Here is a 13,687-nt window from a genome sequence, read left to right as displayed (position 1 = left end):
GACATGACGCGCAAGCAGAAGCGATTGTCGGTGATTGTCGGAGGTCTTGCCTTCCTCGGCGCCGCCACCGGGCTGACCTTCTATGCGTTGGGCCAGAAGGCCTCCTATTTCTATATGCCCGCCGATCTGACCACCGCCAGCTTGCAGCCGGGACAGCGCATCAGGCTCGGCGGCCTCGTCGAAAAGGGCACGGTCGTGCGCGGGCAGGGCGCGACGGTTGCGTTCTCGGTCACCGACACGCACAAATCGGTCAAGGTCAGCTATACCGGCATCCTGCCCGATCTGTTCCGCGAGGAGCAGGGCGTCATCACCGAAGGCAGCTTTGGCGCCGACGGCGTTTTCGTCGCCGACAGCGTGCTGGCCAAGCATGACGAGCGCTACATGCCCAAGGAAGTCGCTGACGGGCTGAAGGCCAAGGGCGTGTGGCAAGAGAGCAAGAGCCAGTAATGGTTGAGACCGGACACTTCGCGCTCGTCCTCGCCTTTGTGCTGTCGCTGGTGCAGACGCTGGTGCCGCTGATCGGCGCCCGTACCGGCAACCAGAGGCTGATGGCTGTCGGCGGTCCCGTCACGGTCACAGGTTTCGCGCTCACGGCGCTATCGTTCGCAGCACTCGCCGGCGCCTATGCAAGTTCCGATTTCTCGGTGGCGAGCGTGTGGGAAAACTCGCATTCGCTGCAGCCGCTGATCTACAAGATCACCGGAACCTGGGGCAATCACGAAGGCTCGATGCTGCTCTGGGTGCTGATCCTGACCTTCTTCGGTGCGCTGGTCGCTGTCTTCGGCTCCAACCTTCCGGCGACGCTGCGCGCCAATGTGCTGGCCGTGCAGGGGGCTATCGGCGCCACCTTCTTCCTGTTCATCCTGACGACATCCAATCCGTTCACCCGGCTCAATCCGGCGCCGATCGAGGGCCGCGATCTCAACCCGGTCCTGCAGGATCTTGGCCTCGCCATCCATCCGCCGCTGCTCTATCTCGGCTATGTCGGGTTCTCTATCTGCTTTTCCTTCTCGGTCGCCGCCCTCATCGAAGGCCGCATCGATGCCTCCTGGGCGCGCTGGGTGCGGCCGTGGACGCTGGTCGCCTGGATGTTCCTCACCGGCGGCATCGCGATGGGCTCCTACTGGGCCTACTACGAGCTCGGCTGGGGCGGCTTCTGGTTCTGGGATCCGGTCGAAAACGCCTCCTTTATGCCGTGGCTGGCCGGCACGGCTCTTCTGCATTCGGCGATCGTCATGGAGAAGCGTTCGGCGCTCAAGATCTGGACGCTGCTGCTTGCCATCCTCACCTTCTCGCTGTCGCTGCTCGGCACCTTCCTGGTGCGCTCCGGCGTGCTGACCTCGGTGCATGCTTTCGCCACCGATCCGACCCGCGGCATCTTCATCCTGTGCATTTTGACGCTGTTCATCGGCGGCTCGCTGGCCCTGTTTGCGCTGCGCGCCTCGCGGCTGACGGCCGGCGGCCTGTTCCACCCGATCTCGCGCGAAGGCGCGCTTGTCCTCAACAATTTGTTCCTGACCACGGCCACCGCAACCGTGCTGGTCGGCACACTTTATCCGCTCGCGGTCGAAGCGCTTTCGGCCGGCAAGATCTCGGTCGGCGCCCCCTTCTTCAACCTGACATTCGGCCCGCTGATGGTGCCGCTGCTGGTCGTGGTTCCGTTCGGGCCGCTGCTATCCTGGAAGCGCGGCGACCTCTATGCCGTCGCTCAGCGCCTGATGGCGGCTTTCGGCGCCGCTCTCCTGGCGATGCTGGTCACGGGGCTGTTCATCGACGGCGCGTCGGTGTTCGCCGCCCTTGGTGTCGGCCTCGCCTGCTGGCTGGTCTGCGGCGCGCTTACCGACCTCGCCGTCAAGTCCGGCTTTGGCAATGTGTCGCCCGCCATCATGCTGCGCCGTTTCGCCGGCCTGCCGCGTTCGGTGTTCGGCACTGCACTTGCCCATCTCGGCCTCGGGCTGACGACGCTCGGCATTGTCGGCACGCTGTGCTTCGGCACCGAAAGGATACTGTCGATGCATGCCGGCGAGAGCGTCGAACTCTCCGGCCACACGCTGCGTTTCGACGGCCTCTTCCCGGCGCAGGGTCCGAATTACAGCGAGCAGCGCGGCCGCTTTTCCCTGATCGGCGCCGGTGGCGGCGTTTCAGCCGAGATCACCTCGGCCAAGCGCTTCTTTCCGGTGCGGCAGACGACGACGACCGAATCTGGGATCGAGACGATCGGCTTCAGCCAACTCTATCTGTCGCTGGGCGATGAGGGCACCGATGGGTCGGTCGTGGTGCGCCTGTGGTGGAAGCCGCTGGTGACGCTGATCTGGGGCGGAGCTCTGGTGATGATGGCGGGAGCCGCAATGTCGCTGCTCGACCGTCGCCTGCGGGTTGGCGCACCCTCGCGCCGCCGCAAGCAGGCAGCCTCCACGCCGTCGGCAGGCGCGCCGTGAGCACCAGGTTCTCGTTGGCCTCGCTCACCCTGCTTCTGGCGCTGCTGTTTGCCGGCGCGGCGCAAGCGGTGAAACCGGACGAGGTTCTCACCGATCCGGCGCTCGAGGCGAGGGCGCGGCTACTGTCGGAAGGCCTGCGCTGCATGGTCTGCCAGAACCAGTCCATCGACGAATCCGATGCAGACCTCGCCCGCGACCTGCGCATCCTGGTGCGCCAGCGCCTGGTTGCCGGCGATACCGACCAGCAGGTGATGGACTATATCGTGTCGCGCTACGGCGAGTTCGTGCTGTTGAAGCCGCGCTTCAGCCCGCGCAACGCCTTGCTTTGGGGCACGCCGGTGCTTCTGCTTCTAGTCGGCGGCATTTTCATTGTGCTGACCACACGCTCCCGCCGCTCGTTGGCAACCAAGGCGCTGAGCGCCGAGGAACAGGCGGCGCTGGACAAGATGCTGAGCGACTAGCTCGGCCATTCCTCCAAAGGCCAGTCCCGCGACGTGTGGATGGCGCGCAGGATAACAATGCTCTGACGGCCGGCGACCAGGCGCAATTCATAGGCAATGATGTAGGGCAGGCGGCCGATGGGCTTCTCATAAGTGCCTGTTACCCGGCCAGGTAGGCCCGTCGCCATATCACCAAGGCCCCGGCCCATTTCACGGATACGGTCCGCGAGGCGTCGGGCGGCGGCAGGATTGTCCTGAGCGATAAAGGCAACTTGCTGCGTGAGATCGTCCAGCGCTTCTCGCGACCAGGTGACGAACCGCTTCACGCCTTGCCTGCGCGCCTGGCTTTCGCTGCTTCGATCACCGCGTCGAGCTCCGCCATGGCGTCGTCGTGGGGCACGACACGGCCAGCCTCTGCGTCGGCCATGCCACGTTTTATGCCTTCGATGATATCCAGCTCGCGATCGACATAGGCTGAGACCGCCTCGGCGGCGAGGAACGATTTACTACGCCTGGTATCGGTAGCGATCTGCTCCAGCTTCAGCTTGGTCTCGGACGAGACTCGAATGGTCATGGTGGTGCTTGCTGTCATTGTGAAAGCCTTGTGCTGAGTTGTGTACACCATAGGGCAGCAGGCGAGCGCAACCAAGCGATTTGTGCGACCGCCCAACATTACAAAACTTTCATGCACCGGAAATGGCGCCGTAATGTGCGCCTCTCTATTTCTCTTGTCCGAGGATGCTCTGCCTGAGCCGCATCCAGTGAAAAGAGGATACGAGACCCATGACTATCGCCCCCAACCCATATTCCCGCACCCGCAAACGCCTGTTGCCCGCCGCCGCTTCGCTGGCCATTGCCGGCGGCATCGGTTTCGGCGCCGTTGCCACTGGTACAGCTCCCGTTCTGGCCGACGCCGTGCGGGTCGAAGCGCCCCAGGTGCCGGGCTTTGCCGATGTCGTCGAGCGCGTTTCGCCGGCCGTGGTCAGCGTCAAGGTCAAGGCCAAGATCGAGCCTGCCGCCGATGACGGCTCCGACCAGTCCGACGATCCGGACGGCATGAACAACCTGCCCGACAATCCGCAGCTGCGCCAGTTCTTCAAGCAATTCCGCGGCTTTGGTGATCAGAACGGCCATGAGGGCGGCAATCGTCGCTTCAGCCACCGCGACCATAACAACGACCAGCCGCGTCCGGTGGCGCAGGGTTCTGGCTTCTTCATCTCCGATGACGGCTATCTCGTCACCAACAACCATGTCGTCGAGGAAGGCTCCGCCTTCACAGTGGTGATGAATGACGGCAAGGAGCTTGACGCCAAGCTGATCGGCACCGATCCGCGCACCGATCTGGCGGTGCTCAAGGTCGATGGCGTCGGCAAGTTCACCTATGTCGATTTCGCCGACGATTCCAAGGTTCGCGTCGGCGACTGGGTGGTGGCCGTCGGCAATCCGTTCGGCCTCGGCGGCACCGTCACCGCCGGCATCGTCTCGGCCCGTGGCCGTGATATCGGCGCCGGTCCCTATGATGACTTTATCCAGATAGACGCTTCGGTCAACCGCGGCAATTCGGGCGGCCCGACCTTCAACCTTAACGGCCAGGTCGTCGGCATCAACACCGCGATCTTCTCGCCGTCGGGCGGAAGCGTCGGCATCGCCTTCGACATTCCGGCCTCGACCGCCAAGCAGGTGGTGCAGGATCTGATGAAGAGCGGCTCGGTGCAGCGTGGCTGGCTCGGCGTCGAAATCCAGCCGGTTACATCGGACATCGCCGAATCGCTGGGCCTGAAGTCGCAGAATGGGGCTCTAGTTTCGGGCGCCCAGGACGGTGGCCCCGGCAAGAAGGCCGGCATCACCGCCGGTGACGTGATCACCCAGGTCGAAGGCAAGGACGTCGCATCGCCGAAGGAACTGGCTCGTCTGATCGGCGCCTACCCACCCGGCAAGTCGGTCGACGTCACGGTGTGGCGCGACGGCAAGAGCCAGACCATCAAGGTCGATCTCGGCACGTTGCCATCCACCGACAAGCAGGCCTCGGCCGACCCGCAGCAGCCCGCGGCACCGGCAAAGCCCGCCGCGCTGGCCGATCTCGGCCTCACCGTCACCAAGTCGGAAAACGGCAAGGGCCTGGTGGTGACCGATGTCGATCCAGACAGCGATGCCGCCGACCGCGGCATCCAGCCCGGCGATGTCATCACCTCGGTCAATTCGACGGAGGTGAACGGCACCGAAGACGTCGCCAAGGCGATGGCCGATGCGGTCAAGTCCGGCCGCAAGGCGGTGCTGATGCAGATCACCCGCGACGATTCAAACCGCTTCGTCGCGCTGCCAGTCGCCAAAGGCTGACATCACACAGTTTCCAGTGCGGCGGTTTCAACACCCCCGAGCCGCCGCACGGGAAGCAAGGGGCCGAACGCGTTAGTCAGTCATCGTGTTCTGCCCCCGGCGGCAGCGGGCCCCCATCGCCCGCTGCCGCTCTAACATCGAAGCATGTCGCCCAAAAGTGCACGGCGGTTTTGGCAAAACGACATGCTTGAACGAAAGCTTTTGCGCTCATGGCGGCCCCTCAATCTTCCGGCGAAATCGCGTATAACGGCTCTATGAAGATTCTCGTCATAGAAGACGATCGCGAGGCGGCCGACTATATGCAGAAGGCCTTTGCCGAGGCTGGGCACACCGCCCATGTCGCCGGCGACGGCGAAACCGGCTTTGCGCTGGCCGATGCCGGCGACTATGACGTGATGGTCGTCGACCGCATGATGCCACGCCGCGACGGGCTCTCCGTCATTGCCGGCCTGCGCTCGCGCGGCAACACCACGCCGGTGCTGATCCTGTCGGCGCTGGGCGAAGTCGATGACCGCGTCACCGGTCTGCGCGCCGGCGGGGACGACTATCTGACCAAGCCCTATGCCTTTTCCGAATTGCTCGCCCGCGTCGAGGTGCTGAACCGCCGCGCCAGCGCCAGGGAGGCCGAAACCGTCTACCGGGTCGGCGATCTCGAGCTTGACCGGCTGTCCCATTCGGTCAAGCGCGCGGCGCGCGAGATCACGCTGCAGCCGCGCGAATTCCGCCTGCTCGAATATCTGATGCGCCATGCCGGCCAGGTGGTGACGCGCACCATGCTGCTCGAAAATGTCTGGGACTATCATTTCGATCCGCAGACCAACGTGATCGACGTTCACGTCTCGCGCCTGCGTGGCAAGATCGAGAAGGGTTTCGACAAGCCGATCCTGCATACGGTTCGCGGCGCCGGCTATATGCTGAAGAGCGGCTAGAGCATGATCCCAAAAAGTAGGTACCGGTTTTTGGAGAAGATCATGCTCCAACAAAGGGGTAGGTCATGATGAGATTTCAGCCAAATCTCATCATGAGCTAGAACTCGATGGCCCTTTCCCTGCCGGCCATCATGAGGACGACGGCGGCGCGGCTTTCAGCGCTTTATTTCCTGCTTTTCGCGCTATGTGCCGTGTTGCTGGTCTTCTACATGACGTCGTTGTCGGCCCGCATGCTGACCGGCCAGACCCAGCAGACCATCAATGACGAGGTGCTCGGCCTCGCCCGTGCCTATCAGAGCGGCGGCCTGCCGCGGCTGGTGCGCGTCGTCGAGCAGCGCTCGCGCCAGCCCGGCGCCAACCTCTATCTCATTGCCGACGTCAACGGCCAGATCCTCACCGGCAACGTGCAGAGCCTGGCACCGGGGGTGCTCGAGAGCGATGGCTGGACGACCGAACCCTTCTCCTATCGCCGTTTCGGCGAAGGTGAGCTCGAACGGCAGCGCAACCAGGCTTCTGACCCGAATGGCGCGCAGCCCGGCGAGACCGAAATTCAGTCCGAGGGCGAGAAGGGCCACAACGCCATCGCGCTGGTGCTGCGGCTGCCCAACCAGATGATCATGCTGGTCGGCCGCGATCTCGGCGAGCCCGAGCGCTTCCGCGCCGTCGTCCGCCGCGCCCTGATGCTGGCGCTGGGCATGATGGGCCTGGGCGGGCTGCTGATCTGGTTCCTTGTCGGCCGCGCCGCGCTGAAGCGCATCGACAGCGTCTCGGAGGCAAGCCGCCGCATCATGGGCGGCGATCTCACGGGACGGCTGCCGGTGACCGGCGCCGGCGATGAGTTCGACCGCCTGTCGGAAAACCTCAACACCATGCTGGCCAGGATAGCGACGCTCAACGAAGGGCTGAAGCAGGTCTCCGACAACATCGCCCATGATTTGAAGACGCCGCTGACCAGACTGCGCAACCGCGCTGAGGCGACACTTTCGGGCAAGCACAAGACCACCGACTACCGGCAGGCGCTGGAAGGCACCATCGCCGAATCCGACCAGCTGATAAAAACCTTCAACGCCATCCTGATGATCTCCAGGCTGGAGGCCGGCTATTCCTCGGAGAGCACCAGCAAGGTCGATCTCGCCGCCGCCGTCCGTGACGTTGTCGAGCTTTATGAGCCGGTGGCGGAGGAGGCTGGCGTGGTGCTCGAAACTGCCGCGGACGGGGATTTTTCCGTCGATGGCAACCGCGAGCTGATCGGCCAGGCACTGTCGAACATCGTCGACAACGCCATCAAATACTCGACCGATGCGGCGGAAAAGCCTGCCGTGCGCGTAGCCCTGCAGCGCGTCGGTCACGAAATCCGCCTTTCCGTTTCGGACAATGGCCATGGCATCCCCGATGACGCCGACCGCGCCAGGGCGACCGAGCGCTTCGTGCGGCTGGAAAAGAGCCGCTCCCAGCCGGGATCAGGCCTTGGTCTCAGCCTCGCCAAGGCGATCATGACTTTTCACAATGGCCGGCTTGAACTTCTGCCTGCCAATCCCGGATTGTCCGTTATCATGAGCTTCCCGGCGCGGGAGGACCATTGATGGCGGTGAGGATGGCTGCGAAACGGATCGAGACCGAATGGCGCCTGCAACTGGCGGCGCAGCTCGCGCCGCTGGATGAGACTCGCGCCCGGCGTGAACTGTCGGAGATCGCTGGCGATGCCAAGGACGAGAACCTGCCGCGTCTGGCGAAATTTCTAGGGGGCAAGGGCGCCGCACAGGAGTTTCTCGCTGCCGTCTTCGATCTCTCGCCCTTCCTCCGCGATGTCGCGCGCCGCCGGCCGCAAATCCTCGACGCGCTGTTTGATGACGGTGTCGAGGCCAGGCTGACCAGCATTGCCGAAGCGATCGGCAAGGCCGCCTTTGCCGAGACCGTTTCCGAATCCAGCCTGATGATGGAACTCAGGCAGTGGAAGGGTGAAGCTCACTTCCTGATCGCACTTGCAGACCTCTCCGGCGAGGCCGATACCGCGCTGACGGTAAGGCGCCTCAGCAATCTCGCCGATGCCTGTACCTGCGCGGCGGTCGACTTCCTGCTGCGCGACGCGCACAGCCAGGGCAAGCTCAAATTGCCCGATCCCGAAAATCCGTCACGGCAATCCGGCTGGATCCTGCTCGGCATGGGCAAGCTTGGCGCGCATGAACTGAATTTCTCCTCCGACATCGACCTCGTCGTCTTCTTCGATCCGGATGCGCCGGCGATCGTCGATCCGCTGGACGCCACCGAGCTGTTTGCGCGCCTGACCCGCAGGCTGGTCCGCATCCTGCAGGACCGCACCGGGCACGGCTATGTCTTCCGCACCGATTTGAGGCTTCGTCCCGATCCAGGCTCGACGCCGCTGGCGATCCCGGTCGAGGCAGCACTTCGCTACTATGAGGCGCGAGGCCAGAACTGGGAGCGCGCCGCCATGATCAAAGCGCGTCCCGTGGCCGGCGATCTCGATGCCGGGGATGCGTTCCTGCGGGAATTGCAGCCCTATGTCTGGCGCAAATACATGGACTATGCGGCGATCGCCGACGTTCATTCGATCAAGCGCCAGATCCATGCCCACAAGGGTCATGGCGAGATCGCGGTCAAAGGACACAACGTCAAGCTCGGCCGCGGCGGCATTCGCGAAATCGAGTTCTTCGTCCAGACCCAGCAACTGATCGCCGGCGGCCGTTTTCCGGAGCTGCGCGGCCGCGAGACGGTGCCGATGCTGGGTGCGCTGGCCGCGCGCAACTGGATCACCGCCGATGCACGCGACGCGCTCACGCAGCAATATTGGTTTCTGCGCCGCGTCGAACACGCCATCCAGATGGTCGCCGACGAGCAGACGCATATTCTGCCCGACGATGATGAGGGGCTGGAACGCATCGCCCATATGCTGGGCTTTGCCGATGCCGCCAGATTTGCCGAAACCTTTCGCGCGGCTTTGCATGAGGTCGAGCGCCATTACGCCGCGCTGTTCGAGACCGCGCCTGAATTGTCGGCCGGCGTCGGCAATCTGGTCTTCACCGGCGATGTCGACGATCCCGACACGCTGCAGACCTTGCACGGCCTTGGCTTCCAGCGGCCAAGCGACATCTGCCGCGTGATTCGAGGCTGGCATTTCGGCCGCTACCGCGTCACCCAGTCTGCGGAAGCGCGCGAGCGGCTGACCGAACTGACGCCGGCGCTGCTCAAAGCCTTCGGCCAGACGCGCCGGGCCGACGAGGCGCTGGTTCGCTTCGACGAATTCCTCGCCGGCCTGCCCGCCGGCATCCAGCTGTTTTCGCTGCTGCAGTCGAATCCCGCCCTGCTGAAACTAATGGCGACGATCATGGGCGCCGCGCCTCGGCTGGCGGCAATCATCACAAGGCGCCCGCATGTCTTCGACGGTCTGCTCGACCCGGCGCTGCTCGCCGAACTGCCCAACCGAGCCTATCTCTCAGCGCGGTTGGCCGCTTTCATCGAAGGCGACCGGGCTTATGAGGACGTGCTCGACCGTTTGCGCATCTTTGCCTCCGAGCAGAAATTCCTGATCGGTGTCAGGCTGCTCGCCGGCTCGATCGACCCGGCGCGCGCCGGCCGCGCCTTTTCCGATCTCGCCGACCTCACCATCGACGCCGCATTGCAGGCGGTGACCACCGAATTCGCGCTGCGTCATGGCCGCATCGCCGGCGGCACCGTGTCGCTGCTCGGCATGGGCAAACTCGGCAGCCGCGAGCTCACCGCCGGCTCCGATGTCGACCTCATTCTGCTCTACGACCACGACGCGAATGCCGACGAGTCCGACGGCGACAAGCCGCTCGCACCATCGCACTACTATACCAGGATGACGCAGCGGCTGATCGCGGCTGTCTCGGCGCCGACCGCCGAAGGCGTTCTCTACGAGCTCGACCTGCGCTTGCGGCCATCCGGCAACAAGGGGCCGGTGGCCACCCACATCGATGCCTTCAAGAAATACCAGCGCCAGGAGGCCTGGACCTGGGAGCACATGGCGCTGGCCCGGGGGCGCGCCATCGGCGGCGACGCGGCCCTTTGCGCCGAGGTCGAGGCCGAGGTGGCGGCACTTCTGGCCTTGCCGCGCGACGCCGCCAAGGTGAGGGCGGAGGCATCCGAGATGCGCGCGCTGATCGAGAAGGAAAAATCGCCGCGCGATCTCTGGGACATCAAGCTCATCTCCGGCGGCCTCATCGACCTCGAATTCATCGCGCAGGTGGCGGTTATAACCGGGCAGGTCGAAGCCGGCCGCAGGGTGACCGCGACCGGCGAAATCCTGGCGCATCTGTCGCCGGATTTCGCCGAGGCTGACGTCAGGCAGCAGCTTTGCGAAGCCTACCAACTCTATCTGGCACTGACCCAGATGACGCGGCTTTGCCTCACCGGCGCATTCGAACGCGATGACGCTCCGCCGGGATTGTCGGATCTGCTTCTGGCGGTGACTGACCTGCCGGATTTCGGTGTGCTGGAAGCACATCTCAAGGAAACGTCGCAAAAGGTCAGAAAGGATTTCAACCTTTTGCTTCGTACGAAACGGTCGTGAGGGCGTGAAGCGCTGGCGGCTGTTTCGGATCGCATCGGGGGTGACGATGCAACAGGAGATACCCATGAGAAAGACAACCGGACTTGCCCTTGCCTTCGTCGCGCTTGCCGGCGCCGTTGGCACCACCGCCTATGCCGAGAACAATGCCAGCGCCAGAATGCGCGAGGGCGCGATGATGCGCCTCGACAAGGCGATGAAGGATTCCAACGGCACCATCAGCTTCGACCAGTTTTCCGACGCCATGAACGCGCGGCTGAAGAAGCTGGTCGCCGATAATGGCGGCAAGCTGACAGTCGCCCAGCTCGCTGACGCCCTGGAGAAGGCGCGGTTCGAGGAAATGGCCAAGCGCATAGTTGCCCGCTACGACAGCAAGGGCGACGGCACGCTGACCACGGACGACATCACCGGGCGCGAGAAGAAGGTGTTTGCCATGCTCGACCGCAACAATGACGGCAAGATCGAGCGCAACGAACTGCCAAAGAAAGGCCGCATGGGCCGCCACCACCAATGGGACGGCGGCGACGACAGCATGGAGTGAAATGGCGATATGTCTCCGGCGGCGAAAGCCGCCGGAGCCCTTACATGACCGCGGCTACTCAGTCCTTGAACGCGGCGGAGAGCACCGCTCGCATTGGCGGGCCGTCAGGCCGCCGCCTTCACCGCCGGCTGCGCCTTCTTCACCGGAATGCGCACCGACACGATCGTGCCGACGCCTTCGATCGAGCGGATTTTCAGCGCTCCTCCTTGCAACTCGGCCAGCGAGCGCGAGATGGCAAGGCCGAGGCCGGAGCCGGCGTGGTTCTTCGAAAACTGGTTCTGCACCTGTTCGAAGGGGCGGCCGAGCTTGCTTAGCGCTTCTTTGGGAATGCCGCAGCCATTGTCCTCGATGGTCAGCACCAGCGCGCCTGACGTGTTGCGCGCGCGCACCGAGATATGGCCGCCCTGGCCGGTGAACTTCACCGCATTCGACAGAAGGTTGATGGCGATCTGCTTGATCGCCCGGCGGTCGGCGAACAGCGTCATCGTATCGGCGATGCGGGTTTCGACCGTGATCGATTTCTCCGCCGCCTGCAGCGAGATTACCCGCACCGTCTCGCGGATCAGCGGGCAGAGATCGATTTCCTCGCGGTCCATCGAGAACTGGCCGGCCTCGATCTTCGACATGTCGAGTATGTCGTTGATGACGCCCAGCAGATATTTGCCGCTGCCGTTGATGTCGTTGGCATATTCCTCGTAGCGCGGCGAACCGAGCGGCCCGAACAGGCCTTGTTCCATCAGTTCGGAGAACCCGATGATGGCGTTGAGCGGCGTGCGCAGCTCGTGCGACATGTTGGCCAGGAATTCGGATTTGGCCCGATTGGCGGCCTCGGCGCGCTCGGTTTCCTTCATATATTCGCGGTTGAGCTCGACCAGTTCCTTGGCGCGCTCTTCCTCGGCCCGGCGGGCGAGGCTGAGGTCGTGGATGGTCGCCATCAGCCGGCGCTCGCTGTCGACCAGCTTTTCCTGGTGCAGCTTGATCTGGGTGATGTCGGAGCCGACGGAGACCGTGCCGCCGTCCCGGGTCCTCAGTTCGTTGACCTGCAGCCAGCGGCCGTCGGAGAGCTGCCGCTCGAAGGTTGCGCCCCCTTGCGGCCCGTTGGTGTTGGCCAGCCGCCGTTCAGAGGCGAAGGCCAGCATGCGCTCTTCAAGCACGGCGCGCGCAGCGCCCGGCATGACGTCGCGGTCTGACAGGCCGTTGTCCTTCTGGTATTTGGAATTGCACATGATCAGGCGCTGGGCGGCATCCCACAGCACGAAGGATTCGTTGATGTTTTCGATCGCGGTCCGCAGGCGCAGGTCGGCCGCCTCCGAGCGCAGCGCCAGATGCCGCTGCTCGGTGACGTCGACGGCAATGCCGATCAGCTGGATCTCAGGCGCTTCCGGGTCGATCACCTGGGCCCTGGCGCGCATCCACACCCACTGGCCGTCGGCGTGACGCATCCGGAACACCTGGTCGATATGGTCGATCTCGCGCTCGACGATTTTGTTGGCCAGCCCGAACAGGTCGCCGTCCTCGGGGTGGATGATGTCGTCGACCTCACCGAACGACAGCATCGAGTTGCAGGGCTCGTAGCCCAGCATGTCGTACATCGAGCGCGACCAGTACATCTTGCCGCGCACCATGTCCCAGTCCCACAGGCCGCAGCGACCGCGAACCAGCGCCATGTCGATGCGCTGATGGGCTTCGAGATAGATGCGGTCGGCTGTCTGGGCGCGCGATGCCTGGCCGAAATAGGCGTAGAGGATGATGATCAGCACGCCGGCTGTCAGCACAAACAGCGTGACGTTGAGCGAGACGGTCTTGCGCCAGTTGTCGAACGCCGCTTCCTGCGGCACCAGCACGGCGGCGGCGTTCTTGCGGTCCCGGGTCAGGCTCACCGCCGCGTACCAGTCCTGGCCGCCGATGCTGACATCCATGACCCCGGCGCGGTCGCCGAACATGAACAGCGGCTGGCCGTCCAGCACCAGGCTGTCCAGCGATCGCCCTTGCCAGCCGGTCGACAGCGGCGACACGGCAATGATCTTGAAGGCGCTGTCGGTGATCACAAGCACATGGCTTCTGCCCATGGCGCCCTGGCGGCTCGTGCTTTCCAGAAGATCAATTGCACCGCTGGATGCCGCGGTCGGGTCGGCCGAGATTGCGTTCGCCATCTGGCCGGCGGCGAGACCTAGCACCGCCTTGCCGTCGCGCTCGGCCTCGTCGCGCTCGTTCATCAGCGACAGCACGCGCAGTGCGGCGATGACGATCAGGAAGATGATGATGAGAGCCGGTATCGAACGGCGCAGAAGGGGTTCGGCAGCCAGGAGCCGCCGGTAGGCTGGTTCAGCGATGAGCCGCGTATTGCCGGCGAGGCCGTCGCCTCGCGCCTTGCGCCGCTCAAAAGCCGTCCCTTCGGGCGCGCCCCACGCGTCCGCCTTGGCCATAAATGGCACTCCCCGAATTCCGTACGCTTG

The 13,687-nt window shown here is 64.2% G+C and carries 11 protein-coding genes; 8 read left to right on the top strand and 3 right to left on the bottom strand.

The annotated features are described in order from the left end of the window. Window positions 1-3 precede the first annotated feature (3 nt). Genes ccmE through X733_RS147090 form a run of 3 tightly spaced genes read left to right on the top strand, consistent with a single transcriptional unit; the run spans window position 4 to window position 2,899 of the window. Window positions 4-447: a cytochrome c maturation protein CcmE gene (gene ccmE / locus X733_RS147080; protein ID WP_023670179.1), complete on the top strand. Its 444-nt coding sequence runs from the start codon at window positions 4-6 to the stop codon at window positions 445-447. Continuing rightward, window positions 447-2,438, top strand: a complete 1,992-nt coding sequence (locus X733_RS147085; RefSeq protein WP_023819201.1) for a heme lyase CcmF/NrfE family subunit — start codon at window positions 447-449, stop codon at window positions 2,436-2,438. Before ccmE ends, X733_RS147085 begins: the two co-directional genes overlap by 1 nt. Next, window positions 2,435-2,899 (top strand): cytochrome c-type biogenesis protein, encoded by a 465-nt coding sequence (locus X733_RS147090; RefSeq protein ID WP_023670181.1) that lies wholly within the window; start codon window positions 2,435-2,437, stop codon window positions 2,897-2,899. Before X733_RS147085 ends, X733_RS147090 begins: the two co-directional genes overlap by 4 nt. On the opposite strand, the gene X733_RS147095 is transcribed toward X733_RS147090, so the two are convergent. Both X733_RS147095 and X733_RS147100 read right to left on the bottom strand, forming a co-directional pair. Next, entirely contained in the window at window positions 2,896-3,204 is a 309-nt protein-coding gene (locus X733_RS147095) for a type II toxin-antitoxin system RelE/ParE family toxin (RefSeq protein WP_023732022.1), read from the bottom strand. The genes X733_RS147090 and X733_RS147095 overlap by 4 nt on opposite strands. Continuing rightward, window positions 3,201-3,470, bottom strand: coding sequence for a CopG family ribbon-helix-helix protein (locus X733_RS147100; protein WP_023684527.1), 270 nt, complete (start codon window positions 3,468-3,470; stop codon window positions 3,201-3,203). Before X733_RS147100 ends, X733_RS147095 begins: the two co-directional genes overlap by 4 nt. A gap of 191 nt (window positions 3,471-3,661) precedes the next feature. Here X733_RS147100 and X733_RS147105 point away from each other — a divergent pair, with 191 nt between their 5' ends. The 5 genes from X733_RS147105 (at window position 3,662) to X733_RS147125 (ending at window position 11,231) form a co-directional block, all read left to right on the top strand. Continuing rightward, window positions 3,662-5,215 (top strand): Do family serine endopeptidase, encoded by a 1,554-nt coding sequence (locus X733_RS147105; RefSeq protein WP_023819200.1) that lies wholly within the window; start codon window positions 3,662-3,664, stop codon window positions 5,213-5,215. A 254-nt stretch (window positions 5,216-5,469) separates the two neighbouring features. After that, complete coding sequence (locus X733_RS147110) at window positions 5,470-6,144, top strand: response regulator transcription factor (RefSeq protein ID WP_023670185.1); 675 nt, start codon at window positions 5,470-5,472, stop codon at window positions 6,142-6,144. Window positions 6,145-6,251: 107 nt separating this feature from the next. Next, window positions 6,252-7,727, top strand: coding sequence for a HAMP domain-containing sensor histidine kinase (locus X733_RS147115; RefSeq protein WP_023732020.1), 1,476 nt, complete (start codon window positions 6,252-6,254; stop codon window positions 7,725-7,727). After that, complete coding sequence (locus X733_RS147120) at window positions 7,727-10,693, top strand: bifunctional [glutamine synthetase] adenylyltransferase/[glutamine synthetase]-adenylyl-L-tyrosine phosphorylase (protein WP_031193586.1); 2,967 nt, start codon at window positions 7,727-7,729, stop codon at window positions 10,691-10,693. Before X733_RS147115 ends, X733_RS147120 begins: the two co-directional genes overlap by 1 nt. Window positions 10,694-10,757: 64 nt before the next feature. Further along, window positions 10,758-11,231: a hypothetical protein gene (locus tag X733_RS147125; protein ID WP_023702181.1), complete on the top strand. Its 474-nt coding sequence runs from the start codon at window positions 10,758-10,760 to the stop codon at window positions 11,229-11,231. A gap of 104 nt (window positions 11,232-11,335) precedes the next feature. Here X733_RS147125 and X733_RS147130 read toward each other — a convergent pair whose 3' ends face one another. Next, window positions 11,336-13,657 carry a PAS domain-containing sensor histidine kinase gene (locus X733_RS147130; RefSeq protein ID WP_023819198.1) on the bottom strand — a complete coding sequence of 774 codons (2,322 nt, stop codon included), beginning with the start codon at window positions 13,655-13,657 and terminating at the stop codon, window positions 11,336-11,338. Window positions 13,658-13,687 lie beyond the last annotated feature (30 nt).

Source organism: Mesorhizobium sp. L2C066B000 (assembly GCF_000502335.1).
Classification (GTDB): domain Bacteria; phylum Pseudomonadota; class Alphaproteobacteria; order Rhizobiales; family Rhizobiaceae; genus Mesorhizobium.
This window is presented reverse-complemented; position numbering and strand designations above follow the sequence as displayed.